The organism is Rhodococcus sp. NPDC004095 (assembly GCF_053604015.1).
This window is the reverse complement of sequence record NZ_JBSGGS010000006.1, coordinates 69,112-91,490: the sequence shown is the minus strand read 5'-3', so window position 1 is coordinate 91,490 and position 22,379 is coordinate 69,112. Positions and strand designations below refer to the sequence as shown.

Below are 22,379 nucleotides of genomic sequence, written 5' to 3'. Positions count from 1 at the left end.
GCTCGGGTGGACCGATCGTAACGGGTGGTCGGCCTGCCACCGGTCCAGTCGATCACCGGGGCGGCACCGAGCCGTCGAGGAAATCGATCAGACCCTCACCGAGCACGTCGTTGTCGTCGCCGCTGACCATGTGCCCCGCGCCGCCGACATCGATGTGCCGGGCGCCGGGAATCAGATCCAGGAGGTCGCGCGCGCCGTCGGGGCTGACCACGTCGGACTGGGCGCCTCGGATCAGCAGTGTGGGCACGGTGATCGCGCGTGCCGCCGACCGTGCCTGCTCCTCGCGGACCCCGGCCTGCTCCGGGCCGTTCTCCCGGTGGGTGAGCATCCGCGGATCCCAGTGCCAGTACCAGCGGCCGTCGCGCAGGCGAAGGTTCTTGCGCAGGCCGTCGGCGCGCGGGGGCCTGCGGCGGTGCGGGTTGTATGCGGCCACGGCGGCGGCGGCGTCCTCGAGGGTGTCGAACCCGGCCAGGCCGTCGTGCATGAAGGCGCTGATCTTGGCGAGGCCCTCCGGTTCGGCGCGCGGGGTGATGTCGACCAGGACGAGCGCGCGGCCCAGGTCCGGATGCGAGCCCTGCGCGATCAGGGAGGCCATGCCGCCCATCGAGGCACCGACCAGGACCGGGGGCTCGTCGAGCGCGCTCGCGACGGCGACCAGGTCGCGGGCGTGCGCCGCGATGGCGTAGTCGCCGTCGTCCGCCCAGTCGCTGTCTCCGTGACCACGCGCGTCCAAGGCGAGCGCGCTCCAGCCGTTCCCGGCGAGACGCTCCCCGGTGCGCTGCCACGAGTGCCGGGTCTGCCCGCCGCCGTGCAGGAGCAGCACCGTGCCCCGCGCGGGTTCGTGGACCGGATCCCAGCGGTCCGCGACGAGGGTGAGGCCGTCGCCCGTCAGGCGTACTGCGGTGGTGGTGTCCGTCATGGTGCTCGTGCTCCTGTGGTGGTGTTCAGTGGCCCGACGTGCCGCCGTCGACGGCGAGCGTCGACCCGGTCACGTATCCCGATGCCGGGCTGGCCAGGAACACCACCGCGGCGTCGATCTCGCGCTGGGTGGCGGTGCGGCCGAGGGGACAGTCGCGCAGGAACTCGGCGAGGGTCTCCGGGGACATCTCACCGGTCATGTCGGTGTCGACGAAACCGGGGGCGATCGCGTTGACGCGAATTCCCTTTCGCCCAGACCACTGATTCGACAGATCGCGGGTCAGGCCGATCATCCCGGCCTTGCTGGACGCGTAGGCCGCCTGCGGCAGCACCGACTTGACCAGCCCGAGCATGCTCGCGACGTTGACGATGCTCGACCCGGGTCGCATCACCCGGGCGCAGGACTGGGCGGTCCAGTAGGCGCCGAAGAGGTTGACCTCGAGCACGTTCCGGTAGTCCTCGGGCCGTTCGCGGGTGGCGGGGGCGGCATGGGTCACGCCGGCGTTGTTGACCAGGACGTCGAGGCGGCCGAACTCCTCGATCGTCGCGCTCGCCAAGGCGTCGCACTGGTCGGGGTCGGTGACGTCGGTCGGCACGACCAGGCAGCGGCGGCCGAGATCGGTGACCGTCTCGGCGACCTGCTCGAGCTTGTCGCGACGGCGGGCGGCGACGACCACGTCGGCGCCCGCCTCGGCCAGTGCGCGGGCGAATCCGGCGCCGAGTCCGCTGCCTGCGCCGGTCACGACTGCGACGGCCCCGGACAGGCGGAACAGGTCGACGACCGATCCGGTGTCGGGAAGGGGGGTGTCCATGCTGTCACGGCTCCTGTCGAACATCGGCTAATGACTATAGGTTTAGACCTGAGAAGGGATGGAAGGCAAGCCCTCCTACGTCGCTCTTGCGTTCCATAAAACTAATCACTTAAGATTTAGGCAAGTTCAGTCCGAGTGGAACGGGTAGCCCGATGACCGACAACCAGACGTTCCGGAAGATGCGGGTGACGAGCAAGGAGCCGGCTGCGGCCGGGGTCGTGGCGGTGACCCTGGCGGACCCCGACGGTGCCGAACTCCCGACCTGGGAGCCCGGTGCCCACCTCGACCTCGTGTTCGGAGACATCACCCGCCAGTACTCGCTGTGCGGCGACGTCACCGACGAGACCTCGCTGACCGTAGCGGTGCTGCGGGAACCGAACGGCCGCGGCGGGTCGGCATATGTGCACGACAAGCTGGAGGTCGGCGACGTGATCGGCGTCGGCGGACCCCGCAACAACTTCACGCTGACCGCCGCGTCGTCCTATCTGTTCGTCGCCGGCGGCATCGGCATCACCCCGCTGCGGCCGATGCTCCGGTCGGTCGACGCACAGGGCCTCCCGTGGCGGTTGCTGTACGGCGGACGCACCCGCGAGAGCATGGCCTTCGGGGACGAACTGGTGGCCGCGCATCCCGACCGGGTGGAACTGCGGCCGCAGGACGAGTACGGCGTCCTCGACCTCGCCGCCGCCCTGGACGCCGCGCCGGCGGGCACTGCGGTGTACTGCTGCGGACCCGAACCCCTGCTTCAGGCCATCGAGTCCGCATGCCGGGAGCGAGATCACGTGACCCTGCATGTCGAACGGTTCGCCGCCAAACAGATCGACGCTCGCGAGGACGGCGCGTTCGAGGTCGAACTCGGCAGCAGCGGTTCCGTCGTGGAGGTCGGCGCATCGGAATCCGTGCTCGACGCGTTGCAGCGCAGTGGGGTGGCCGTCGACTTCTCCTGCCGGGAGGGCACCTGCGGGACCTGCGAGGTCGCGGTTCTCGCCGGACGGCCCGATCACCGCGACTCGATCCTCACTGAGGACGAGCAGGCCGCGAACGACGCGATGATGATCTGCGTCTCCCGTAGCTGCACGCCACGGCTCGTCCTCGACCTCTGACCCACCCTTCGAGCGATCGACCCACCAGGAGACCCGCGTGAACCGGACCGAGCCCGCCGCCCTCTACGAGGTGCGCGACCACGTCGCGATCGTGACGCTGAACCGTCCCGACGCCCGCAACTCCGTCAACGCCGCGCTGTCGGCGGCGTGCAGCGCACGCACCCGGGTCGTGATGACCGGCGAGGACGCGAAGGAGGGGCCGCGCGCCTTCGCGGCCAAACGGACGCCGCAGTGGACCGGTCACTGACGGCGGCGGCTCGCGACGCCGCCCCGGCCTCCGCCGAAGCAGGCGTCTCGGGCGTTCGTGTCGTTGCTGCACTGTGCTTCTCGGTCATGACCCTGTCGATTCTGCAGGCCGCCGTGGTGCCGGTGATCCCGACGATGGCGCGGCAACTCGGGATCGGGCCGACGGCGGTCGGCTGGGTGTTGACCGCCAACCTGCTCGCCGCCGCGGTGACCACCCCGGTGCTCGGCAGGCTCGCCGATCAGCGCGGGGGGCGCCCGGTGCTGATCGGCGTGCTCACCGTGGTCGTCGTGGGGTCGGTGCTCTGCGTCGTGGCGCCCTCCCTGCCGCTGCTGATCGTCGGACGGGCACTGCAGGGCACCGCGTTCGCCCTGTTCCCGATCGGGGTGGCGGTGCTGCGCGCGGTGCTCGACGAGCGCCGGCTCGCCCATGCCATCGGCATCATGTCCGGAATCATGGCGGCGGGAGCCGGATTCGGGATGGTCGCGGCCGGCCTGCTGGTCGCAGGCGACGGAGGCTACCGCCCGGTTTTCGGGATGTTGTTGGCCCTGAGTCTGATTGCGCTCGTGATCTCCTGGATGTCGATCCCCCGCATCGGAGCCCCGCAACGACGCGGAGGCCTCGACGTCGCGGGTGCGGCCCTGCTCGCGGTCGGGCTGTCCGCCCTCCTGCTCGCGATCGCGGAGGGCGGCCGGTGGGGGATCGGACCGGCCCTTGTCCTGGCGGCCGGCGGCCTGTCGGTCCTGCTGTGGTGGTTCCGTCACGAAAAGCGTTGTACGGAACCACTGGTTTCGCCCCGGGTGCTCGTCGGACGTGCGGTGGCACCGGCGCATGTGGCAGCGCTGCTCGTCGGTGCGGCGATGTACGTCCAGTTCCTCGGCATCGCGCAGTTCGTCCAGGCCGGTCCCGACGTCGCCGGCTACGGGTTCGGTGCCTCCGTGCTGGAGGCCAGTCTGGTGTTCCTGCTGCCCGGCTCCGTCGCGGGAGCGCTGACCGCCGCCGTCAGCGGCAGGCTGGTCCATCGGTTCCGCGCGGACCGGGTCCTCGTCGCGATGTGCGCGGTGGGGGTGGCCGGATTTGCCGTCCTGATCTTCGCGCACGAGCGGCCGTGGCAGATGGTCGTGGCCGTGGTGGTGGTCAACGTGTTCGTGAGCGGTGCCTACGCGGCCCTCCCCGCCCTGCTCGTGGACGCGGTGCCTGCCTCCGAGACCGCAGTGGTGAACGGGGTGAACGCGATCGCACGCATCTTCGGCAGCTCGCTGGCGAGCGCCCTGGTCGCTGCCCTCCTCGCGGCGATGACGGTGCCGCGCACGGGCGCGGCGACCGAGTCGGCCTACGTGCTCGCCTTCGGCATCGGTGCGGCGGCCGCGGCCGCCGCCGGAGTGGCGGCGCTGTCGGCTGGATATCAAAGGACAAATTTTGATTGACGTCTCACAGTGTGGGGCGTAGCCTGGGTCACAAGCGCCGGAGGTCGTCATCGCCCCGGAATGCACTCTTCCGCACCGTGTTCCGAATCCGGTGCACGCCAACTTTATTCACGGTCAGATTTACGGACGCCGGTTGCCCGGCGATCCCTCCCGTCGGGCACAAGGAGCTCTCACATGAAACTCAACGACAAGGTCGCGATCATCACCGGAGGTGGCTCGGGTCTCGGGCGGCAGGCCTCCCAGCTGTTCGCTTCCGAGGGCGCCCGCGTCGCCGTCGTCGACATCGACCCGGAGCGCGCGGCGGGCACCGTGAAGCTCGTGCAGGAGCAGGGCGGCACGGCCATCGACATCGTCGCGGACGTCAGCAAGAAGGCGCAGATGGTCGACGCCGTCGCCCGCACCGTCGACGAGTTCGGCAAGCTCGACATCATGTTCGCCAATGCGGGCGTCGTCTCGCGCGGCGGCGTGCCGTCGGTCGCCGGCGGTGAGCAGGTCGCCTTCGAGGACCTCACCGAAGAGGACTGGCAGCACGTCTGCGGCGTCAACCTCAGCGGTGTCATCTACTCCGCCCAGGCTGCGGTGCCCGCGCTCAAGGCCAACGGTGGTGGCGTCATCCTCGCCACCTCGTCCGCGTCCTCGATCGTGTCCTACCACGGCATCGCGCTGTACCAGGCGACGAAGGCGGGCATCAACGGGCTGGTCCGCGGACTGAGCCTCGACCTCGGCAAGTTCGGCATCCGCGTCAACGCGATCGCACCCACCCACGGCATGTCCCCGAACTTCCTCGCCCCGGCGGGCACCCCGGTCGTCGGTCAGTCCTACGAGGAGACCGCCGGCCCGTGGGATCCGATCGTCTCGCCGATCCCGCTCAAGCTGAACCGTCCGCCGTCACTGGTCGACAACGCGACGGCGGCACTGTTCCTCGTCTCCGACGACTCGGCCTACATGTCGGGTGTCACGATGCCGACCACCGACGGCGGCACCCTCTCGCGAGTCGGGATGTGGTTCGAGGAGGACCTGAACCCGACCGCGGCCTCCTGACCGAACACACCCTCACGAATCTCGACTGGAGAAGGACGACATGGCAGCCACGATCGGATCTGCACTGCACTGGTGGGCCGACACCAAGGGAGATCAGCGGGCGCTGATCGTCGACGACGAGGCGCTGACCTACCGGCAGCTGCAGGACTGGTCGAGCCGGGTGGCACGCCGGATCGCCGACGCCGGGATCGCGCCCGGCGATCGGGTGGGCGTCCTCGGACCGAACACGCTGACCTGGCCGGTACTCGCGCTCGGCGTGATCAAGGCCGGCGCCGTCCTGGTGCCGCTCAACCCGCGGCTCAAGCCGGCGGAACTGCGCAAGGTACTCGACGATTCGGGTGCGGCGATGACGATCGCGCCCAGCGAGTTCGCCGAGCAGATCGAGCAGACCCGGGCACTGGGAGGCGACTTCCAGGCCCTGTCGTTCGACGACTTCACCGGACTGCGCGACAGCGACCGCGACGACTTCCGCATCGACCGCGGGTACGACGAACCGGTCGCCATCCTCTTCACCAGCGGCTCGACCGGGCTGTCCAAGGGCGTCGTCTGCACCAACAAGACGCTGCTCAACATCGTCTTCGAGGCCACCCTCACCGAAGAGGGATTCCGTCCCGGCGGAACGTCGTTGCTGCTGCTTCCGCTCGTGTTCACACCCGGCCTCGTGTGGGGCCTGGTGATGTCGGTGGTGCTCGGAAACACCCTGGTGATCGAGAAGGAACTCAACCCCGGGCGTGCGGCGAAGCTGCTGGGTGAGCATCGGGTGAACGCCCTGTTCGGCGTGCCCCTGGTGTTCGAGGCGATCTCGCGCACGCCGGAGTTCGACGCCGCCGACATGTCGTCGCTGCGCACCGCGATCGTCGGCGGCGCCGCCGTCGCACCCGCGCTCCTGAAGTCGTGGGCGGACAAGGGTGTTCAGCTGCGTCAGATCTACGGCATGACCGAAGCCGGTGGCGTCGCGACCGCCACCACCCGGGAAGAGGCGTTCACGCATCCCGACACATGCGGGACGGGCTCGATCTTCACCGAGCTCAAGGTGGTTCGGCCCGACGGCACCCCCGCCGACCCGGGGGAGGAGGGCGAGATCGTGCTCCGCGGCCCCGGCGTGACTCCCGGGTACTGGAACGACGACGAGTCCACCGCGCAGGCCCTGCGCGACGGCTGGCTGCACAGCGGCGACCTCGGCACGCTCGACGACGGTGGCCGCGTGAAGTTCGTCGATCGGATGAAGGACCTCATCATCACCGGAGGCATCAACATCTCGCCGGTCGAGATCGAACGGGTGATCGGTGGCATCGACGGTGTCGAGGAGGTCGCGGTGATCGCCGCGGCCGACGAGCGGTTCGGCGAGACCCCGGCCGCCATCGTCACCGTCAGCGGCGACGTCGACGCCGCCGCGATCGTGGCCCACTGCGACGAGGTGGTGGCCGACTACAAGGTGCCCCGGTACGTCGTGATCCGGGACGAACCGCTGCCCCGGCTGCCCAGCGGGAAGCTGTCCAAGACCGCGATCCGTTCCGAATACCGTGACGTGGCGGAGCGATTCAGCAAGGTGCGTTGAGACGATGAGTGACGAAGGCGCGGTGACCGGCGGCCCGGTGGTGGTCGAGCGGGACGGGGAGATCGCGATCGTGCGGTTGCACCGGCCCGATCGACTCAACGCCTTCACCGACGAGATGTGCGAGCGCATCCTCGCGGTGATGGACGAGTGCGACGCGGACGACACCGTGCGCGCGGTGGTGCTCACCGGCACCGGGCGGGCGTTCTGCGCCGGCGCCGATCTCGCGTCCGGTGGCGACACCTTCGTCCTCGGCGACGACCCGGAGACCGGGGGCGCTCCCGCCGACCAGGGCGGGCGCGTCGCCCTGCGGCTCTATCGGTCCGCCAAGCCGGTGATCGCGGCGATCAACGGCCCCGCCGCGGGCGTCGGCGTCACGATGACGCTGCCCGCCGACGTCCGGATCGCCTCGGACACCGCACGCTTCGGGTTCGTGTTCACCCGGCGCGGCATCGTCCCGGAGGCGTGCTCGTCCTGGTTCCTGCCGCGGGTCGTCGGGATCTCCGCCGCGCTGCGGTGGACGCTCGGCGGCAAGATGGTGCCGGCTGCGGAGGCTCTCGAGCACGGCCTGGTCAGCGAGATCGTGCCCGCCGACCGGGTGCTCTCGCGCGCGATCGAGGTCGCGCGCGAGATGGTCGGTGGCACCGCGCCGGTGTCGGTCGCCCTGACCCGTCAGTTGATGTGGCGGATGCTCGGGGCGGACGGCCCGGAGTCCGCGCACCGGGCCGACTCGCTCGCGGTGTACCTGCGGGGGACCTCGGACGATGCGCGCGAGGGCGTCGAGTCCTTTCTGGAGAAGCGCGAGCCGGACTTTCCCGACCGGATTTCGACCGGATTGCCCGATCTCTTCGGCGAGTCCAGTTAGCCGTCGCCCACTCCCGCGGCGGTAACATCGTCGCGGGAGTAGGGCGCGGGGCCGTACACCTGGAGAAGGGTGACATGGCTCGACGGCGAACCGGCAGTGTCCTGAGTGAGAATCCGGAGGAGGCGCGGGGGCAGATCCTCGAGGCCGCGGAACGGACCTTCGAGCGTTACGGCGCGGCGAAAACCACGATGGACGACATCGCAAAGGAAGCCGGCGTATCCCGACCGACCGTGTACCGCTACTTCAGCGATCGCGACACCCTGATCACCGCGCTCATCGAGGTGCGCTCGCGGCGGATGTTCGGCAAGGCCCGCACCTTCCTGCGCAAGCGGAAGACGTTCGCCGACCAGATCGTCGACGGGCTGATCTATCTGGTGGACATGGGCCGCAAGGACCCGGTGGTGCGACTGATCGTCAGTCCCGAGCACATGGATCTGGCGACCGCCCTGGTCGGCAGCTCGGGCCTGGCGGCGCGCCTGACCGAGGAGATGTGGGCGCCGGTGATCGACGAGGCCCGCGATCGCGGCGAGGTGCGGGCGGACCGCACGAACGCGGAGATCTGCCAGTGGATCGCACTGGTCGAACTGATCCTCGTGGGACGGATGGACTTCGGTTCCGACGAGGACCCGGAGCATCGCCGGATGCTGACCAACTTCCTGGTCCCGGGCATTCTCACGCCCGAGGCGGCCGCCGCGGCCGGCATCTGAGCCGATCACGTGAACCTCGGTGGCCCCCTCGGCGCAAGATCGTCCTAGCGATCGCTAGGTAGCCATGGGATGCTGTGGCGACGGCAATCTTGCGCAAGGAGAGTTACATGGCACTGCCCTCGATCCTCAAGGACCGGCTGCGTCTGCCCGTGGTGGCGTCGCCGATGTTCATCGTGTCGAACCCGGACCTCGTCATCGCCCAGTGCACGTCGGGCATCGTCGGATCGTTCCCGTCGCTCAACGCCCGCCCGCAGTCGCAGTTGCGTGAGTGGCTGACGCAGATCGGCGAGGTGCTGGCGAAGCACGACGCGAACAACCCCGAGGCCCCGTCGGCGCCATACGCGGTGAACCTGATCGTGCACCGGTCCAACGACCGGCTCGACGAGGATCTCGCCACCATCGTCGAGTTCCAGGTGCCGATCGTGATCACCTCGCTCGGCGCCCGCGAGGACGTCAACGAGGCGATCCACTCGTACGGCGGAATCGTGCTGCACGACATCATCAACGACAAGTTCGCCCACAAGGCGGTCGAGAAGTGTGCGGACGGCCTGATCGCCGTCTCCGCGGGCGCGGGCGGGCACGCCGGCACCCAGTCGCCGTTCGCGTTGGTCCAGGAGATCCGGCAGTGGTTCGACGGACCGCTGCTGCTGTCGGGATCGATCGCGCACGGCCGCTCGATCCTCGCCGCCCAGGCCGCGGGTGCGGACCTCGCGTACATCGGTTCGGCGTTCATCGCCACCGAGGAGGCCAACGCGGTCGACGCCTACAAGCAGATGATCGTCGACTCCGGCGCGTCGGACATCGTGTATTCCAACCTGTTCACCGGCGTGCACGGAAACTACCTGCGCGGCAGCATCTCCGCGGCGGGCATGGACCCCGACAACCTCGCGACCTCCGACCCGTCCGCGATGGACTTCGGCACCGGCGAGTCCGACGGGACCGAGGCCGCGAAGAGCGATGCGAAGGCGTGGCGCGACATCTGGGGCGCCGGCCACGGCGTCGGCGCGGTGCAGGCCGTCGTGCCCGCCGCCGAGCTCGTCGAGCGGCTCAAGGCCGAGTACGCCGCCGCGAGGACCGCGCTCCTCGACGCCTGACCCCCTCCCTGGGTTCCCAAATGTCACATCGGCTCACTCGTGGGACACCCGATGTGACATTTGGGAACCGGCGCGGGCGGGGACTGCCTACTTGAACTCGGCGGCGATGTCGCGGCCGATGATCTCCTTCATCACCTCGGTGGTGCCGCCGTAGATCGTCTGGATCCGGGTGTCCACGTAGGCGCGGCCGATCGGGTACTCCATCATGAAGCCGTAGCCGCCGTGCAGCTGCACTCCGCGGTCCACGACACGCTTCTGCAGCTCGGTGGCCCACCACTTGGCCTTGGACGCGTCGACGGCGGTGAGTTCGCCCGCGTTGAGGGCGAGCACGCAGCGGTCGATGTGCGACTCGGTGACCTCGATCTCGGTGAGCATCTCGGCGAGCACGAAGCGGCTGTTCTGCAGGTCGCCGATCGGCTTGCCGAACGCCTTGCGCTCGAAGGCGTAGTTCTTGGTCCACTCGTAGGCGGCGCGGGCCGCGGTGACGGCGCCCACGGCGATCCCGATCCGCTCCAGCGGCAGGTTCTCCATCAGATGGATGAAACCGCGCCCCTCGGTGCCGAGCAGGTTCTCCGCCGGCACCCGCACGTTCTCGAAGACGAGTTCGGCGGTGTCCTGCGCGGCGAGGCCGACCTTGTGCAGCTTGCGGCCACGGCTGAAGCCGGGGTCGTCGCGTTCGACCACGATCAGCGAGAAGCCCTTCGACCCGGCGTTCGGATCGGTGCGGCACACGACGATCACCAGGTCGGAGTGGATGCCGTTGGTGATGAAAGTCTTCTGGCCGTTGATGACCCACTCGTCACCGTCCCGGACCGCGGTCGTCTTGACGCCCTGCAGGTCCGAGCCCGCGCCGGGCTCGGTCATCGCGATGGCGCCGATCAGCTCACCGGCGGCCATCCGCGGCAGCCAGCGATCCTTCTGTGCCGCGGTGCCGAGGTGCAGGATGTAGGGGATCGCGATGTCGTCCTGCAGGGCGAGGCTCGACCCGAACGACGTGGTCCCGGTGCGGGCGATCTCCTCGGACACGACATGCCGGAATCGGTAGTCGGTGACCCCCGAGCCGCCGAACTCCTCGGGGACGCCGAGGCCGAGGATGCCGGACTTGCCCGCGGCGACGTAGGCGGTCCGGTCGATCAACCGGTCCTCCTCCCACTGCAGGTAGTGGGGTTCGACCTCGCGGGCCAGGAACTCGCGGACGGTGCCCCGGTAGTCCTCGTGGTCGGATTCGAAGTGCTTGCGCTGCATGGTTCTTTGCTCCTCGATGGCTCAGGCGTTGACGGTGCGGGTGCCCCGGTCGCTGCCGAGCAGCCCGGCCAGGCGCTCGGAGATCAGGGACTCCGCGTCGGCGACGATCCGTTCGACGAGCTCGCCCGCGGTCGGGATGTCGTGGATGATGCCCTGCACGGTGCCGACGGTCCAGATGCCCGCCTCCGGGTCGCCGTTCTCGTACACGAGCCGGCCTCGGGCCCCGGCGACGAGTTCGCGCACGTCCTCGAACTGCCCACCGCGGCTGAGGATCTCGACCACCTCGCGGCTGACGGTGTTGCTGGCCACCCGGGCGGTGTTGCGCAGCGGACGGAAGATCAGTTCGGTGTCCGTCTCCTTCGCGGCGACGATCGCCTCCTTGATGGTGCGATGGATCGGGGACTCCTCGGTGCACATGAAGCGGGTGCCCATGTTGATGCCGTCGGCACCGAGTGCCAGCGCGGCGACCAGGCCGCGGCCGTCGCCGAAGCCGCCGGAGGCGACCATCGGGATGGTGATCTGCTCGGCCGCGGCGGCGATCAGCACCAGTCCGGGGATGTCGTCCTCGCCGGGGTGTCCCGCGCACTCGAACCCGTCGATGCTGATGCCGTCCACGCCGATGTCCTGAGCCTTCACCGCGTGCCGGACGCTGGTGCACTTGTGCAACACCTTGACGCCGGCGGCGTGGAAGTCGGGCAGGTGCGGGGCGGGGTTGGAGCCGGCGGTCTCGACGATCTTGACGCCGGACTCGATGATGACCTGCCGGTACTCGTCGTACGGGGGCGGGGTGATCGCGGGCAGGATGGTCAGGTTCACGCCGAACGGCTGGTCGGTCAGCTCGCGGGTGCGGGCGATCTCCTTCGCGAGATCGTCCGGGGTGGGCTGGGTGAGCGCGGTGATCATGCCGAGTGCGCCGGCGTTCGCCACGGCGGCAACGAGTTCGGCGCGACCGACCCACTGCATGCCGCCCTGCACGATGGGGTGGCGGACGCCGAAGGTCTCGGTGAATGCGGTGGTCAGCACGTAATTCTCCTCGCGGTGCGGGTTGTCAGGAAGCGGTGGGATGGCCGACCACGCGCAGGGCGATGGCGGTGTACCGGTCGGCGACTTCGTCCGGGGTGAGCGGTCCGTCGATCTGGAACCAGCGGGCGATGGACTGGCCCATGCCGAGGAGGGCGCGGACGGTCTCGGGGACGTCGTCGACAACGAAGACCTTCCGGCCGACACCGTCCGTCACCAGATCGAGAGCCATGAGTTCGAGCCTCTTGCGGGTCGCGGCGTAGTTGCGGCGGTTGTCCGGCGAGACGTGCCGCAGTTCGGAGTCGAGGGCGGACTGCCGGGCGCGGTGCGTCATGTTCAGCACCACTGCCTCGAAGAAGTACGTGAAGCGCAGGACCGGATCGTCACCGCCGTCGGTGACCGCGGCCACGCAGCGGTCGATCAGGTCGCGGACGGCGGTGTCGAGCAAGGCCACGAGAACCGCTTCCTTGTTCTCGTGGTGGTAGTACAGGGCGGGCACCGTCACCCCGACCCGGCGGGCCAGATCGCGGACCGTGGTGCCGTGGAAGCCGTTTTCGTGGAAAGCCTCCAGCGCGTGCTCGAGGATGGGGCCGAGCTGCATCGGCTCGAATTCCCGCCATTTGGTGGTGGTTTCGGGCGATGCAGACATCGGCCCCTCCTCTCGTCGCGTGTGGGTCAGCGCGGGGCCATGCGGATGGCGCCGTCGAGACGGATGGTCTCGCCGTTGAGCATCGGGTTCGACACGATGTGTGCGGCCAGCGCGCCGTACTCGGACGGATCGCCGAGGCGCGACGGGTGCGGCACCTGCCCGCCGAGGGACTTCTGGGCCTCCTCGGGCAGCGAGCCGAGCAGCGGGGTCTTGAACAGGCCCGGTGCGATGGTGACGACGCGGATCAGCAGCGATGCGAGGTCGCGGGCGATCGGCAGGGTCATGCCGACGACGCCGCCCTTGGAGGCGGAGTATGCGGCCTGGCCGATCTGACCGTCGAACGCGGCGACGGAGGCGGTGTTGATGATGACGCCGCGCTCGCCCTCGATGGGCTCGGTCTTCGCGATCCGCTCGGCGGCGAGGCGGAGCACGTTGAAGGTGCCGAACAGGTTGACGTCGACGACCTTCTTGAAGGCGTCGAGCGGGAACGCGCCCTGCTTGTTCACCGTCTTGATGGCGTTGCCGATGCCGGCGCAGTTCACCGCGACGCGCAGCGGGCCGAGGGACTCGGCCACGTCGAGGGCCTCGGCGACCGCGGTCTCGTCGGTGACGTCGGCGGCGACGAAGCGGACCCGGTCGCCGAGCTCCTTGGCGACGGTCTCGCCGTTGGAGGACGGCAGGTCGATGATGACGACCTGGGCGCCGTCGGCGAGCAGGGCCTTGGTGGTGGCCAGGCCGAGGCCCGAGGCGCCACCGGTGACGACGGCGACGCTGTCGTTGATGATCATGCGTGTTCCTTTCGAGACGTGTTGTGGATCAGAGACGTTCGATGATGGTGGCGTTGGCCATGCCCGCGCCCTCGCACATCGTCTGGAGACCGTAGCGGCCGCCGGTGTTCTCGAGGTGGTGCAGCAGGGTGGTCAGCAGCCGGGTGCCGGACGACCCGAGCGCATGACCGAGGGCGATCGCGCCGCCGAGCGGGTTCAGCTTGGCCGGGTCGGCGCCGAACTCGTGGGCCCACGCCAGCGGCACCGGGGCGAAGGCCTCGTTGACCTCGTAGGCGTCGATGTCGTCGATGCCGAGTCCGGCCTTCGCGAGGACCTTGTGGGTGGCCGGGATCGGCGCGGTCAGCATGAACATCGGGTCGTCGCCGGCGACCGAGAACGAGTGGAAGCGCGCCCGCGGGGTCAGGCCCAGCTTGGTCGCGGCCTCCTCGCTCATGATCAGCACCGCGGAGGCGCCGTCGGTCAGCGGAGAGGAGTTGCCGGGGGTGATCTGCCAGGGGGCCTCGGGGAAGCGCTCGGCGAAGGCGTCGGTGCGGAAGGACGGCTTGAGCCCGCCAAGGCCCTCGGCGGTGGTCGACGCGCGGACCGTCTCGTCGACGGTGTGCGAGACGGTCTCGCCGGCGGCGTTGGTCACGTCGATCGGCAGGATCTCGCGGTCGAAGGCTCCGGAGGCGATCGCGGCCGCCGCACGCTGGTGCGACTGCGCGGAGAAGGCGTCGAGCGTGTCCCGGTCGAACTTCCACTTGGCGGAGATCAGCTCCGCCGAGATGCCCTGGTGGACGAGGCCTTCCGGGTACCGGGCGGCGATGGACGGGCCGTGGGTGTCCTGACCCATCGGGGAGGTACCCATCGGGATGCGGCTCATCGACTCGACACCGCACGCGATGACGATGTCGTAGGCGCCGGCGATGACGCCCTGCGCGGCGAAGTGCGCGGCCTGCTGGCTCGACCCGCACTGCCGGTCGATGGTGGTGGCGGGCACCGAGTCCGGGAACCCGGCCGCGAGCAGCGCGGTCCGGGAGATGTTCAGCGCCTGCTCGCCGACCTGCTGTACGCAGCCGCCGATCACGTCGTCGACGAGGGCGGGGTCGAGGTTGTTGCGTTCGGTGATCGCGCGGAGCACGTGCGCGAGCAGCTCGACGGGATGCGTGCCGGACAGCGCGCCGCCCATCTTGCCCTTGCCGGAGGCGAGGCGGACGGCGTCGACGATGACTGCGTTCGTCATGGTGTTGGTGCCTTTCGTGGGGGTTTGGCGGTCCGGCGCCCCGGAGGGGGTCGACAGGGCACCGGACCGTGATCGTGGGGTTAGCGGCCCTGCCAGACCGGGGCGCGCTTCTCGGCGAAGGCCTTCGGGCCTTCCTGCGCGTCGGCGCTGGTGAAGACGACCTTGAGGGCCTTGAGGTTCTCCTGCCAGACACCGGCTTCCCAGTCGGCGCCGGTCGCGGTGTTGTGGATCATGGCCTTCGACTCGCGGACTGCCAGCGGCGCGTTACCCGCGATCGTCTCGGCCAGCTCGAGGGCGAGGTCCAGCGCGGTGCCGGCCGGGGCGACCCGGTTGACCAGCCCGAGTTCCTTGCCCTGCGCGGCGGTGATCGGTTCGCCGGTCAGCGCCAGCTCGAGGGCAACCTTCTTCGGGATCTGCTGCTGCAGGCGGATGACGCCACCGGCCGCGGCGAACAGGCCGCGCTTGACCTCGGGCAGGCCCAGCTGCGCGTTCTCGTCGACCACGGCCAGATCGCTGGCGAGGACGAGTTCGGTGCCGCCACCGAGGGCGAAACCGTTCACCGCCGCGATGGTCGGCTTGCTCACCCAGTGCTGGGCGTAGCCGGCGAAACCCCACTCCGGGTGGCCGTCGGCGTCGAGGGACTGGCCGGAGCCGAGCGCCTTCAGGTCCGCGCCCGCGCAGAAGGCGCGGCCCGAACCGGTGATCACGATGACCCGCACCTCGTCGTCGGCCTCGGCCTGCTCGAGCAGGGTGCCGACCGCCGTGGACAGTGCCGCGTTGACCGCGTTCATCGCGCGCGGGCGGTTCAGCGTGATGAGCGCGACGTTGCCGCGCCGCTCGTACAGCGCCGCGGGCTCGGGCGCAGTGGTCGACTCGTCGGCCATGGGTTGCTCCTCGGTTGGATCGAACGGGATTACTGAACGCTCGCTAAGACACCTATCACGGGACCCTCGGGCCGGTCAATGGGTCCCGTTAGCTAGCGACCGCTCAGTGAGGTCTGGTACTGATGAAAACGGCCGCGGCGTGCGGCCGAACCGAGCAACCAGGGAGACGGCATGCGGGCAGTGCAGGTGGTCGAGGCGATCGGACCGGACGGCCTCCGCGTCGTCGACATCCCCGAACCGGATCCGGCCGGCCTGGTCGTCGTCGACCTCGAAGCCGCCGGCGTCTCCTTCCCCGACCTGCTGCAGACGTCGGGCGGCTACCAGGTGGTCCGCCCGACCCCGTTCGTCCCCGGCGTCGAAGGCGCGGGAATCGTGCGGGAAGCCCCCGCCGACAGCGGATTTCACGTCGGTGAACGCGTGGTCGCGCTGGCGCTGGGTGGCGCGTGGCAGGGGACCGTCGCCGTCCCGGCGTCGATCGTGTTCCGGTTGCCGGACACCGTGTCGCTGACCGCGGGCGCCGGGTTCCTGATGAACTACCTCACCGCACACTTCGCCCTCACCGAACGCGCCCGGTACCGGGCCGGCGAGACGGTCCTCGTGCACGGCGCCGCCGGCGGCCTCGGGACGGCGTGCCTGCAGGTCGCGGCCGCCCTCGGCCTGGACACCATCGCGGTCGTGAGCACCGAGGAGAAGGCGCGGGTCGCCGCCGCCAACCGCGCCACCCACACCGTGCTCGCCGACGGATTCAAGGACTCGGTCGCCGAGATCACCGCAGGCCGCGGCGTCGACATCGTCCTCGACCCGGTCGGCGGCGATCGCTTCCTCGACAGCCTGCGCAGCCTGGCCACGAACGGCAGGCACGTCGTCCTCGGCTTCACCGGCGGCGAGATCCCCACCGTCAAGGTGAACCGGTTGCTGCTCAAGAACATCGCGGTGCTCGGCGCCGGATGGGGCGAGTACGTCCGCGAGGACTTCGGCTACCCGGCCCGCCAGTGGGCCGAACTCGAACCCCTCCTGGAGTCCGGCGCCCTGCAGGTCGCCGAACCGACCGTCCACCCCCTCGAGCACGCGGGCGACGCGCTGCGCAGCCTCGAATCCCGCAGCGCCACCGGCAAAGTGGCGCTCACATTCCGATCCTGACTCCCCGAGAAGGACAGATCATGAGCACCGACACCCCCGATGTCCTCGTCGACCTGACCGACGGCGTCCTGCGCATCACCATCAACCGGCCGTCCCGGATGAACGCCGTCGCCACCGAGACCCTCGCCGCCGCAGCCGACGCCCTCGAGAAGCACGCCGGTGACCGCGCGGTCCGCGTCGTCGTCCTCACCGGCGCCGGCCGGGCGTTCTGCACCGGAGCCGACCTGTCCACCATCGACGACCTGACCGGCCCGCCCGACAGCGCCACCATCGACGCCGCCAACCGGCTCGTCGCCGCGCTGCGCGCGTTCCCGCGCCCGGTCGTCGCCGCCGTCAACGGCCCGGCCGCCGGGGTCGGGGTCTCGCTCGCCCTCGGCGCGGACCTCACCGTCGCCACCGAGTCGAGCTACCTGCTGCTCGCATTCACCAAGATCGGCCTGATGCCCGACGGTGGTGCGACCGCTCTCGTCGCGGCGTCCATCGGGCGGGCCCGCGCACTGAAGATGGCGCTGCTCGCCGAGCGGCTGCCCGCGACCGACGCGCTCGACGCGGGCCTGATCGCCCGGGTGTATCCCGATGCCACGTTCGCCGCCGACGTCGAGGCGCTCGTCCGGGGCCTCGTCGACGGACCGTCGGATGCCTTCGCGGCCACCAAGACCGCGATCAACGACGCCACCCTCGGCCAGCTCGACCCGGCGTTCGCCCGCGAGCGCAGCGGTCAGCTCGAACTGCTCGCCGCCGCCGACTTCGCGGAGGGCGTCGACGCGTTCCTGAACAAGCGGCCTGCGGTCTTCGGCCAAGGCTGACCGTCTTCGTCCGCTCGCTCCACCGCCACACCGTCGCGGGTGGAGGTGCCCCTCGTCCGGTTGGGCCGAGCGAAGGTGCCCTTCATCCACACGGGGTGGGGCGGTGTGGCGTGGGAACGTTCACCTCGGCTTTGCCCCAACGGTTTTCATCGCGATCGCCACGTACTTCTTCGCGACCTCTTCGGGGGACAGGGTGCCTTCCGCGTGGTACCAGCGGGGGATGGACTGGCACATGCCGAGCAGCGCGCGGGTGGTCTCGGCGGGGTCCTCGACGTCGAAATCCCCACTGGCCGTACCGTCCTGGACGATCCCGAGCACGACCTCCTCGATGCCCTTGCGCACCGCGCGGTACCGCTGCCGGTTCTCCGTGCTCAGGTACCGCACCTCGCCCTCGAGCGACGCGAGCCGCGAACGCGTCGTCATCCGCAACACGATCGCCTCGATGACGTTCGCGAGCCGCTGCACCGGATCGTCGCCGCCGTCGGCGTCCGCGGCGTGCGCCCGCGCCAGCACGTCCGCCGTCGACAACTCGAGCAGGGCGATCAGCAGCCCCTCCTTGCTGTCGTGGTGGTAGTACAGCGCGGGCACCGTCACCCCGACCCGGCGGGCCACCTCGCGCACCGTCGTCCCGTGGTAGCCGAGTTCGTAGAACGCGTCGAGCGACGCCGACAGGATCGGGGTCAGCTCGACGTCCTTCAGTCGACGCCAGTCGCCGGCCGTCTCGTCTGGAGCCGGTTCCTCGACGGGTTCACCCATTGCCCTACCAAACGTCTCGATCGCCAGAATGTCACTGCAAAGGGTACCGGTCACCCGACAGCGCCCCGTCGAACACAGTGGCCCGTCAGACCGATTCGGCAGCACCCGCCGCGTCGAGCAGTTCCCGCACCGCCTGCCGGACCCGCGCATCCCCGCCCGGGCCGAGCGTGCACCACGCGGCTCCGTCCGCGGCCGCGCTCGTGGTGCCGACGATCCGGCCGTCGCCGGTGTCGAACACCGTCACCGGGCCGGACGTGCCCGTCCGGCCCTCCCGGTGCGTGAGCGCGACGATCTCCGCGTGCGCCCGGCACGAGCCGAGCGCGTGCGCGAGCCGGTCGGCGTCCCGCTCCGCCACGCCGAGGGACATCAACCGGCGCGCGACCGCGGGAGGGTCGGTGACATCGTGCAGGGCCGCCGCCAGCGGTTCGGTCGGCGCGCTGACCGAACCGACGTCGAGCCCGCCGCCGCGGCCGATCACGTCGAGCACCAGGTCTGGTTCGGCGGTACCGACGTCCGCCAGCACGTAGGTGTCCGCCGCTCGCAGCGCCAGCACCACCCCGGCAGGGCCCTGGGCCAGACACATCCGGGACACGGCGCCGTCGCCGGGGTACCAGCGCAGGGCGAGCTCGACGGTCGGGCGGGCGAGCACCGCCAGTCGATCGACGATCCCCGGGTGCGGATGGTCACCGCGCAGCAGCCCCCGCGCCTGCAAGGACTCACGAGCCGCGGCGAACGCCACATCGCGGGCCGCGACCGTGTCGAACCGGGACGCCGCGGCGAGCACCACCGGCAGTTCGTCGACCCCGAGCAGGTGCAGCAGCAGGTCGATTTCGTCGCCGCTCAGCGTCACCGACCCCAGCCGGCCGCCGATCAAGGGCGTGGTCACCGGTCGCCGCCGATCACCGACGGGATCACCACCCGGCCGTCCTCGAAGTGCTCGAAGCTCTTCAGGTATCCCGGCGTCCGGTGCTCCTCGTCCTCGGCGCCCTGCGACGCACCCGCACCGAGCGGGGCACCGAGGTGCCCGGGCCGGGCCGCGGCCGCGGCCTCCACCCGGGCGACGGGCGCCGGTTCGAGCCCGGGGACTGCGCCCATCGCGGCCCCGCGGCCCGCGATTCCCGAGCCGCCGGTGCCGGTGGCGCCGCCCCAGCCCTCCGGCAGGGTGATCCGCGGGGCACCCGCAGGCCCGCCGCGTCCGGGACCGCCGGAGTACCCCGCCGCGCCGACGGTCCGGGCGGATCCGCCGGCTCGAGCCTCCGGGGCGGCACCCGTCACCGTCGGGGCGCCCGCATCGCCGAACCGGCTGCCACCGATCGCAGCCGCCGCCGGGGCCAGCGCCGACGCCGCCCCCGCGACCGTGCTCACCCCGGTCCCGGCGATCGCCCCGACCTGTGATGCCGCGGCCACCACCGTCGGGCTCTGCGCCTGCGCGAGCACCGTGCCGAGCGCGGCCTGCGCGGCCTGCGCCGGGTTGACCGCGAAGTCGGACAGCAGGGTGTTCTGGGGAACGGGAGCAACGGGCGCGTCCGGCGGCGCCGCGCCGCCCGCGTTCGCCAGCGGCGGTGGGGGACTGAAGCCCTGCTGCACCGAGACGATGCTCGACGCCGACTCGTACGCCTCCATCACCAGCGCCGCCCGCAGGTCCATCGCCTTGTCTGCGGCCTCGGCGGCCGCGCCGGCGCCGGCCAGCGAACCACCGACGGTGTGGGCGGCGACGGTCGCGGCCTTGACCGCGGCGATCTCGGCGAGGCTCGGCATCGTGGCCCGCGCGATGGTGTGCGCGGCGGCCTCGACGCCTGCCTTCGCGGCGGTCGCGGTGGCCACCGCGGCGGCCTGCTCCGTCCACGTCAGGAACGGGGCGAGCTTCGCGAGCGCCGCGTCGGATGCGACCCCCTCCCAGCCGACCCGCAGTTCCGTCATCACCTTCGTGACGGTGGCGGTGGCGTCGGTCAGGCCGGTCGCGACGGCGGACCAAGCGGTGCCCGCGGCCGCGAACCCGGCCGGTCCGATGCCCGCGTTCAGCGCGGTCGAGTTCCAGGTGGCACCCCGGGGGAACCAGACGACGCCGGTGAAGCCCAGTGTCATTTCGTGCTCCTTCCTACGGTCGGATCGGCTCGGATCACATGCCCGCGGCGAGCGCGGCGCCGAACGAATGGTCCAGGCCCTCGTACTCGGCGGCCTGCTTGCGCAGCGTCGCGGCCGCCGCCCACAGTTCCGCGATGCCCGTCGCCGCCGCAGGCAGGAAGCTGTCGGCGACCGAGTTGAAGTACGACGCGGCCAGCACCGACACCTCCTCCGTGCCGGCGGGCGCCATGTGCAGTGCGGGCGCGTTGGCGTCGACGGTTGCCTGGAGTCGCTGCGCGAGGGCCTCGAGTTGGGTGGCCGCGGAGATCAGGGCGTCGGGTGAGACGAACACGTGTCCGGTCATGGGCGGTCTCCTGGCTGGCTCGATCGAAATGATCCGTCAGGGGGTTGGACGCGCCCGTCGGTCGAACGGTTCCCGCAGATTCCACCCGCCGGCCACCCGCCGAGGGAGGGTGGGCGGCGGTGCGGTGGGGCTCAGCCCCAGCCGAGTTCGTGCAGCCGGTCCTCTTCGATACCGAAGTAGTGCGCGATCTCGTGGATGACGGTGATCGCCACCTCGTCGACCACGTGCTCCTCGTCGTCGCAGATGTCGAGGATCGCCTCGCGGTAGATCGTGATGGTGTCGGGCAGCGAACCGCCGTAGTGGCTGTCGCGTTCGGTCAGCGCGATGCCGTGGTAGAGCCCGAGCAGGCCCGGGTCCTCCTCGTCGCGGTCGTCGACGAGGACGACGACGTTGTCGATGGCCGCCGCCAACTCCGGCGGGATCAGGTCTAGGGCTTCGGAGACCAGTTCGTCGAACCTGGCCTCGGACATCTGCACCGCCATCAGTTCCCCAGCGGAGCGGCGCCCGGCAGCGGCGTCGGGATGGACCGGCCCTCGGGCAGCGGCGGCGGCGCGACCGGGGGCGCTCCGTTGATCAGGATGTCGCCCTTGGCCGAACCCACGATCGGCGCGAAGCCGCCGCCGTCGATCTCCTTGCCGACCGAGCAGTTCACCTTCCGGCTGCCGGCGAGCCAGCTGCTCAGGTCGAGGTTGTCCCAGAACAGGGTCAGGGTCTTGCTCCGCAGCGCGTCCGGCGATCCGAGGTACTCGTTCGCCGCCTGCGTGCACGTCTCCTCCAGGTACTTGTCCTGGTCGGCGACGGCGGGGAAACCGCCCGGGAACTTCGCGCCCAGGTCCACCACCGAGATGACCTCGAAGGCGTGCGCCTGCGAGCAGTCCACCGGGTCGGCGGGCACGTTCTGGTTGATACCGATGCAGGTGCCTGCCTCCCACACCTTCGACTGGTCCTGACCCTGGACCGCACCGGTGACCGCGAGCACGGTTCCGGTGGTGCTCGACCGCTGCAGCCCGCAGCGGATGGTCCGCTCGCCGGCCGCCCAGCCGGCTTCACCGGGGTTGATCAGGCCGACGCTGTACTTGCCGTGCGGGTCGAAGTGCGCGCCGAGGTACTCGGTGACGGCGGGGGTGCAGTGTTCGTCGCGCAGTTGCGAGAACCGGAGCACGCTCGGGAAGCGGGAGCCCGGGCCGAACTCGGCGCCGGGGAAGACGCTCAGGTCCACCTCGGAGGCCACCTCGAACAGGTGCTCCTCGGCGCAGTCGACCTTCGACAGGTCGCTGGCGTCCGCTTCCGTCCACGTCAGGCAGTCGCCGGCGGCGGCGGTGCCGAACGCCTTCCCGGCCACCGCGCCGGTCGCCATCGGTCCGCCGCTGTTCGCGTCGGGTTTCAATTCGTCGCCGCCCTTGAACCCGCCGGAGATGACGACGGTGGCGATCGCCGCGATCACCGCGCCGAGCGCGACCGCGATCAAGGCCCGGCGGGTGACCTTCGCGGACAGTTGCCTGCCGCCGGTCCAGCGCTCGGCCGCGGACCAGCCGCCAGTGGGTGCGGCGTCGTCCCGTCCCCCCTGCGGGCCGTCTGCCGGGGCCGGGGTCGGGTCGTCGTGAGCTGAGCTGTGTTCGTCGGACATCGCCCTCCATCATGCCTGCCGCGCGCGTCCCGATCGCCGACACACCGA

Annotated in this window: 24 protein-coding genes; 10 read left to right on the top strand and 14 right to left on the bottom strand. The window is 70.6% G+C overall.

Annotated elements, in window-relative coordinates; all coding sequences use genetic code 11:
* Positions 1-52: 52 nt before the first annotated feature.
* Positions 53-919, bottom strand: coding sequence for an alpha/beta fold hydrolase (locus ACWEPG_RS13480; RefSeq protein ID WP_452594569.1), 867 nt, complete (start codon positions 917-919; stop codon positions 53-55).
* A 25-nt stretch (positions 920-944) separates the two neighbouring features.
* On the bottom strand, positions 945-1,730 hold the full coding sequence (locus ACWEPG_RS13475) for an SDR family NAD(P)-dependent oxidoreductase (protein ID WP_450112597.1): 786 nt from the start codon (positions 1,728-1,730) through the stop codon (positions 945-947).
* Between the two features lie 152 nt (positions 1,731-1,882).
* Between ACWEPG_RS13475 and ACWEPG_RS13470 the strand changes: the two genes are divergently transcribed.
* The 8 genes from ACWEPG_RS13470 (at position 1,883) to ACWEPG_RS13435 (ending at position 9,766) form a co-directional block, all read left to right on the top strand.
* On the top strand, positions 1,883-2,833 hold the full coding sequence (locus tag ACWEPG_RS13470; protein WP_452594568.1) for a PDR/VanB family oxidoreductase: 951 nt from the start codon (positions 1,883-1,885) through the stop codon (positions 2,831-2,833).
* Between the two features lie 37 nt (positions 2,834-2,870).
* Positions 2,871-3,080: a hypothetical protein gene (locus ACWEPG_RS13465; protein ID WP_450112599.1), complete on the top strand. Its 210-nt coding sequence runs from the start codon at positions 2,871-2,873 to the stop codon at positions 3,078-3,080.
* Entirely contained in the window at positions 3,065-4,504 is a 1,440-nt protein-coding gene (locus ACWEPG_RS13460) for an MFS transporter (RefSeq protein ID WP_450112600.1), read from the top strand. The genes ACWEPG_RS13465 and ACWEPG_RS13460 overlap by 16 nt, the downstream gene beginning before the upstream one ends.
* 174 nt (positions 4,505-4,678) lie before the next feature.
* A complete protein-coding gene (locus tag ACWEPG_RS13455) occupies positions 4,679-5,545 on the top strand; it encodes an SDR family NAD(P)-dependent oxidoreductase (protein ID WP_452594567.1) in 867 nt (288 codons plus the stop codon).
* Between the two features lie 40 nt (positions 5,546-5,585).
* Positions 5,586-7,103, top strand: a complete 1,518-nt coding sequence (locus tag ACWEPG_RS13450) for a class I adenylate-forming enzyme family protein (protein WP_450112602.1) — start codon at positions 5,586-5,588, stop codon at positions 7,101-7,103.
* A 4-nt stretch (positions 7,104-7,107) separates the two neighbouring features.
* Positions 7,108-7,965, top strand: a complete 858-nt coding sequence (locus ACWEPG_RS13445; protein WP_450112603.1) for an enoyl-CoA hydratase-related protein — start codon at positions 7,108-7,110, stop codon at positions 7,963-7,965.
* A 74-nt stretch (positions 7,966-8,039) separates the two neighbouring features.
* Positions 8,040-8,672, top strand: coding sequence for a TetR/AcrR family transcriptional regulator (locus ACWEPG_RS13440; RefSeq protein WP_450112604.1), 633 nt, complete (start codon positions 8,040-8,042; stop codon positions 8,670-8,672).
* A gap of 107 nt (positions 8,673-8,779) precedes the next feature.
* Positions 8,780-9,766: an NAD(P)H-dependent flavin oxidoreductase gene (locus ACWEPG_RS13435; protein WP_450112605.1), complete on the top strand. Its 987-nt coding sequence runs from the start codon at positions 8,780-8,782 to the stop codon at positions 9,764-9,766.
* An 87-nt stretch (positions 9,767-9,853) separates the two neighbouring features.
* Here the strand turns inward: ACWEPG_RS13435 and ACWEPG_RS13430 are convergent, their stop codons facing one another.
* From ACWEPG_RS13430 to ACWEPG_RS13405, 6 genes are all read right to left on the bottom strand, one after another.
* Complete coding sequence (locus tag ACWEPG_RS13430) at positions 9,854-11,011, bottom strand: acyl-CoA dehydrogenase family protein (protein ID WP_452594566.1); 1,158 nt, start codon at positions 11,009-11,011, stop codon at positions 9,854-9,856.
* Positions 11,012-11,032: 21 nt separating this feature from the next.
* The gene (locus tag ACWEPG_RS13425; RefSeq protein ID WP_450112607.1) at positions 11,033-12,034 is read right to left on the bottom strand and encodes an NAD(P)H-dependent flavin oxidoreductase; all 1,002 of its coding nucleotides are present in this window, start codon (positions 12,032-12,034) and stop codon (positions 11,033-11,035) included.
* 25 nt (positions 12,035-12,059) lie between these two features.
* Entirely contained in the window at positions 12,060-12,680 is a 621-nt protein-coding gene (locus ACWEPG_RS13420; protein WP_450112608.1) for a TetR/AcrR family transcriptional regulator, read from the bottom strand.
* Positions 12,681-12,706: 26 nt separating this feature from the next.
* Positions 12,707-13,468 (bottom strand): 3-hydroxyacyl-CoA dehydrogenase, encoded by a 762-nt coding sequence (locus ACWEPG_RS13415; protein ID WP_450112609.1) that lies wholly within the window; start codon positions 13,466-13,468, stop codon positions 12,707-12,709.
* A 28-nt stretch (positions 13,469-13,496) separates the two neighbouring features.
* Positions 13,497-14,690 (bottom strand): thiolase family protein, encoded by a 1,194-nt coding sequence (locus ACWEPG_RS13410; RefSeq protein WP_450133990.1) that lies wholly within the window; start codon positions 14,688-14,690, stop codon positions 13,497-13,499.
* Positions 14,691-14,770: 80 nt separating this feature from the next.
* Positions 14,771-15,574: a crotonase/enoyl-CoA hydratase family protein gene (locus ACWEPG_RS13405; protein ID WP_450112611.1), complete on the bottom strand. Its 804-nt coding sequence runs from the start codon at positions 15,572-15,574 to the stop codon at positions 14,771-14,773.
* 171 nt (positions 15,575-15,745) lie between these two features.
* Between ACWEPG_RS13405 and ACWEPG_RS13400 the strand changes: the two genes are divergently transcribed.
* Both ACWEPG_RS13400 and ACWEPG_RS13395 read left to right on the top strand, forming a co-directional pair.
* A complete protein-coding gene (locus tag ACWEPG_RS13400; protein ID WP_450112612.1) occupies positions 15,746-16,714 on the top strand; it encodes an NADPH:quinone oxidoreductase family protein in 969 nt (322 codons plus the stop codon).
* Between the two features lie 20 nt (positions 16,715-16,734).
* Positions 16,735-17,520 (top strand): enoyl-CoA hydratase, encoded by a 786-nt coding sequence (locus tag ACWEPG_RS13395; protein ID WP_450112613.1) that lies wholly within the window; start codon positions 16,735-16,737, stop codon positions 17,518-17,520.
* Between the two features lie 120 nt (positions 17,521-17,640).
* Here the strand turns inward: ACWEPG_RS13395 and ACWEPG_RS13390 are convergent, their stop codons facing one another.
* The 6 genes from ACWEPG_RS13390 to ACWEPG_RS13365 form a co-directional block, all read right to left on the bottom strand.
* Positions 17,641-18,276, bottom strand: coding sequence for a TetR/AcrR family transcriptional regulator (locus ACWEPG_RS13390; RefSeq protein WP_450112614.1), 636 nt, complete (start codon positions 18,274-18,276; stop codon positions 17,641-17,643).
* A gap of 85 nt (positions 18,277-18,361) precedes the next feature.
* Positions 18,362-19,162, bottom strand: a complete 801-nt coding sequence (locus tag ACWEPG_RS13385) for an ESX secretion-associated protein EspG (RefSeq protein ID WP_452594565.1) — start codon at positions 19,160-19,162, stop codon at positions 18,362-18,364.
* Positions 19,159-20,361: a PPE domain-containing protein gene (locus ACWEPG_RS13380; RefSeq protein WP_450112616.1), complete on the bottom strand. Its 1,203-nt coding sequence runs from the start codon at positions 20,359-20,361 to the stop codon at positions 19,159-19,161. The genes ACWEPG_RS13385 and ACWEPG_RS13380 overlap by 4 nt, the downstream gene beginning before the upstream one ends.
* A gap of 34 nt (positions 20,362-20,395) precedes the next feature.
* The gene (locus tag ACWEPG_RS13375; RefSeq protein WP_450112617.1) at positions 20,396-20,704 is read right to left on the bottom strand and encodes a PE family protein; all 309 of its coding nucleotides are present in this window, start codon (positions 20,702-20,704) and stop codon (positions 20,396-20,398) included.
* A 131-nt stretch (positions 20,705-20,835) separates the two neighbouring features.
* Complete coding sequence (locus ACWEPG_RS13370) at positions 20,836-21,186, bottom strand: metallopeptidase family protein (protein WP_450112618.1); 351 nt, start codon at positions 21,184-21,186, stop codon at positions 20,836-20,838.
* Positions 21,186-22,331 carry a septum formation family protein gene (locus ACWEPG_RS13365; protein WP_452594564.1) on the bottom strand — a complete coding sequence of 382 codons (1,146 nt, stop codon included), beginning with the start codon at positions 22,329-22,331 and terminating at the stop codon, positions 21,186-21,188. The genes ACWEPG_RS13370 and ACWEPG_RS13365 overlap by 1 nt, the downstream gene beginning before the upstream one ends.
* Positions 22,332-22,379 lie beyond the last annotated feature (48 nt).

Excerpts from the sequence above, each read along its gene's own strand:
- ACWEPG_RS13445 (WP_450112603.1), top strand. The coding sequence starts at position 7,108 with ATGAGTGACGAAGGCGCGGTGACCGGCGGCCCGGTGGTGGTCGAGCGG.
- ACWEPG_RS13475 (WP_450112597.1), bottom strand. The coding sequence starts at position 1,730 with ATGGACACCCCCCTTCCCGACACCGGATCGGTCGTCGACCTGTTCCGC.
- ACWEPG_RS13400 (WP_450112612.1), top strand. The coding sequence starts at position 15,746 with ATGCGGGCAGTGCAGGTGGTCGAGGCGATCGGACCGGACGGCCTCCGC.
- ACWEPG_RS13480 (WP_452594569.1), bottom strand. The coding sequence starts at position 919 with ATGACGGACACCACCACCGCAGTACGCCTGACGGGCGACGGCCTCACC.
- ACWEPG_RS13470 (WP_452594568.1), top strand. The coding sequence starts at position 1,883 with ATGACCGACAACCAGACGTTCCGGAAGATGCGGGTGACGAGCAAGGAG.
- ACWEPG_RS13375 (WP_450112617.1), bottom strand. The coding sequence starts at position 20,704 with ATGACCGGACACGTGTTCGTCTCACCCGACGCCCTGATCTCCGCGGCC.
- ACWEPG_RS13390 (WP_450112614.1), bottom strand. The coding sequence starts at position 18,276 with ATGGGTGAACCCGTCGAGGAACCGGCTCCAGACGAGACGGCCGGCGAC.
- ACWEPG_RS13370 (WP_450112618.1), bottom strand. The coding sequence starts at position 21,186 with ATGGCGGTGCAGATGTCCGAGGCCAGGTTCGACGAACTGGTCTCCGAA.
- ACWEPG_RS13420 (WP_450112608.1), bottom strand. The coding sequence starts at position 12,680 with ATGTCTGCATCGCCCGAAACCACCACCAAATGGCGGGAATTCGAGCCG.
- ACWEPG_RS13430 (WP_452594566.1), bottom strand. The coding sequence starts at position 11,011 with ATGCAGCGCAAGCACTTCGAATCCGACCACGAGGACTACCGGGGCACC.
- ACWEPG_RS13395 (WP_450112613.1), top strand. The coding sequence starts at position 16,735 with ATGAGCACCGACACCCCCGATGTCCTCGTCGACCTGACCGACGGCGTC.
- ACWEPG_RS13440 (WP_450112604.1), top strand. The coding sequence starts at position 8,040 with ATGGCTCGACGGCGAACCGGCAGTGTCCTGAGTGAGAATCCGGAGGAG.
- ACWEPG_RS13365 (WP_452594564.1), bottom strand. The coding sequence starts at position 22,331 with ATGTCCGACGAACACAGCTCAGCTCACGACGACCCGACCCCGGCCCCG.
- ACWEPG_RS13455 (WP_452594567.1), top strand. The coding sequence starts at position 4,679 with ATGAAACTCAACGACAAGGTCGCGATCATCACCGGAGGTGGCTCGGGT.
- ACWEPG_RS13410 (WP_450133990.1), bottom strand. The coding sequence starts at position 14,690 with ATGACGAACGCAGTCATCGTCGACGCCGTCCGCCTCGCCTCCGGCAAG.
- ACWEPG_RS13435 (WP_450112605.1), top strand. The coding sequence starts at position 8,780 with ATGGCACTGCCCTCGATCCTCAAGGACCGGCTGCGTCTGCCCGTGGTG.
- ACWEPG_RS13450 (WP_450112602.1), top strand. The coding sequence starts at position 5,586 with ATGGCAGCCACGATCGGATCTGCACTGCACTGGTGGGCCGACACCAAG.
- ACWEPG_RS13415 (WP_450112609.1), bottom strand. The coding sequence starts at position 13,468 with ATGATCATCAACGACAGCGTCGCCGTCGTCACCGGTGGCGCCTCGGGC.
- ACWEPG_RS13380 (WP_450112616.1), bottom strand. The coding sequence starts at position 20,361 with ATGACACTGGGCTTCACCGGCGTCGTCTGGTTCCCCCGGGGTGCCACC.
- ACWEPG_RS13405 (WP_450112611.1), bottom strand. The coding sequence starts at position 15,574 with ATGGCCGACGAGTCGACCACTGCGCCCGAGCCCGCGGCGCTGTACGAG.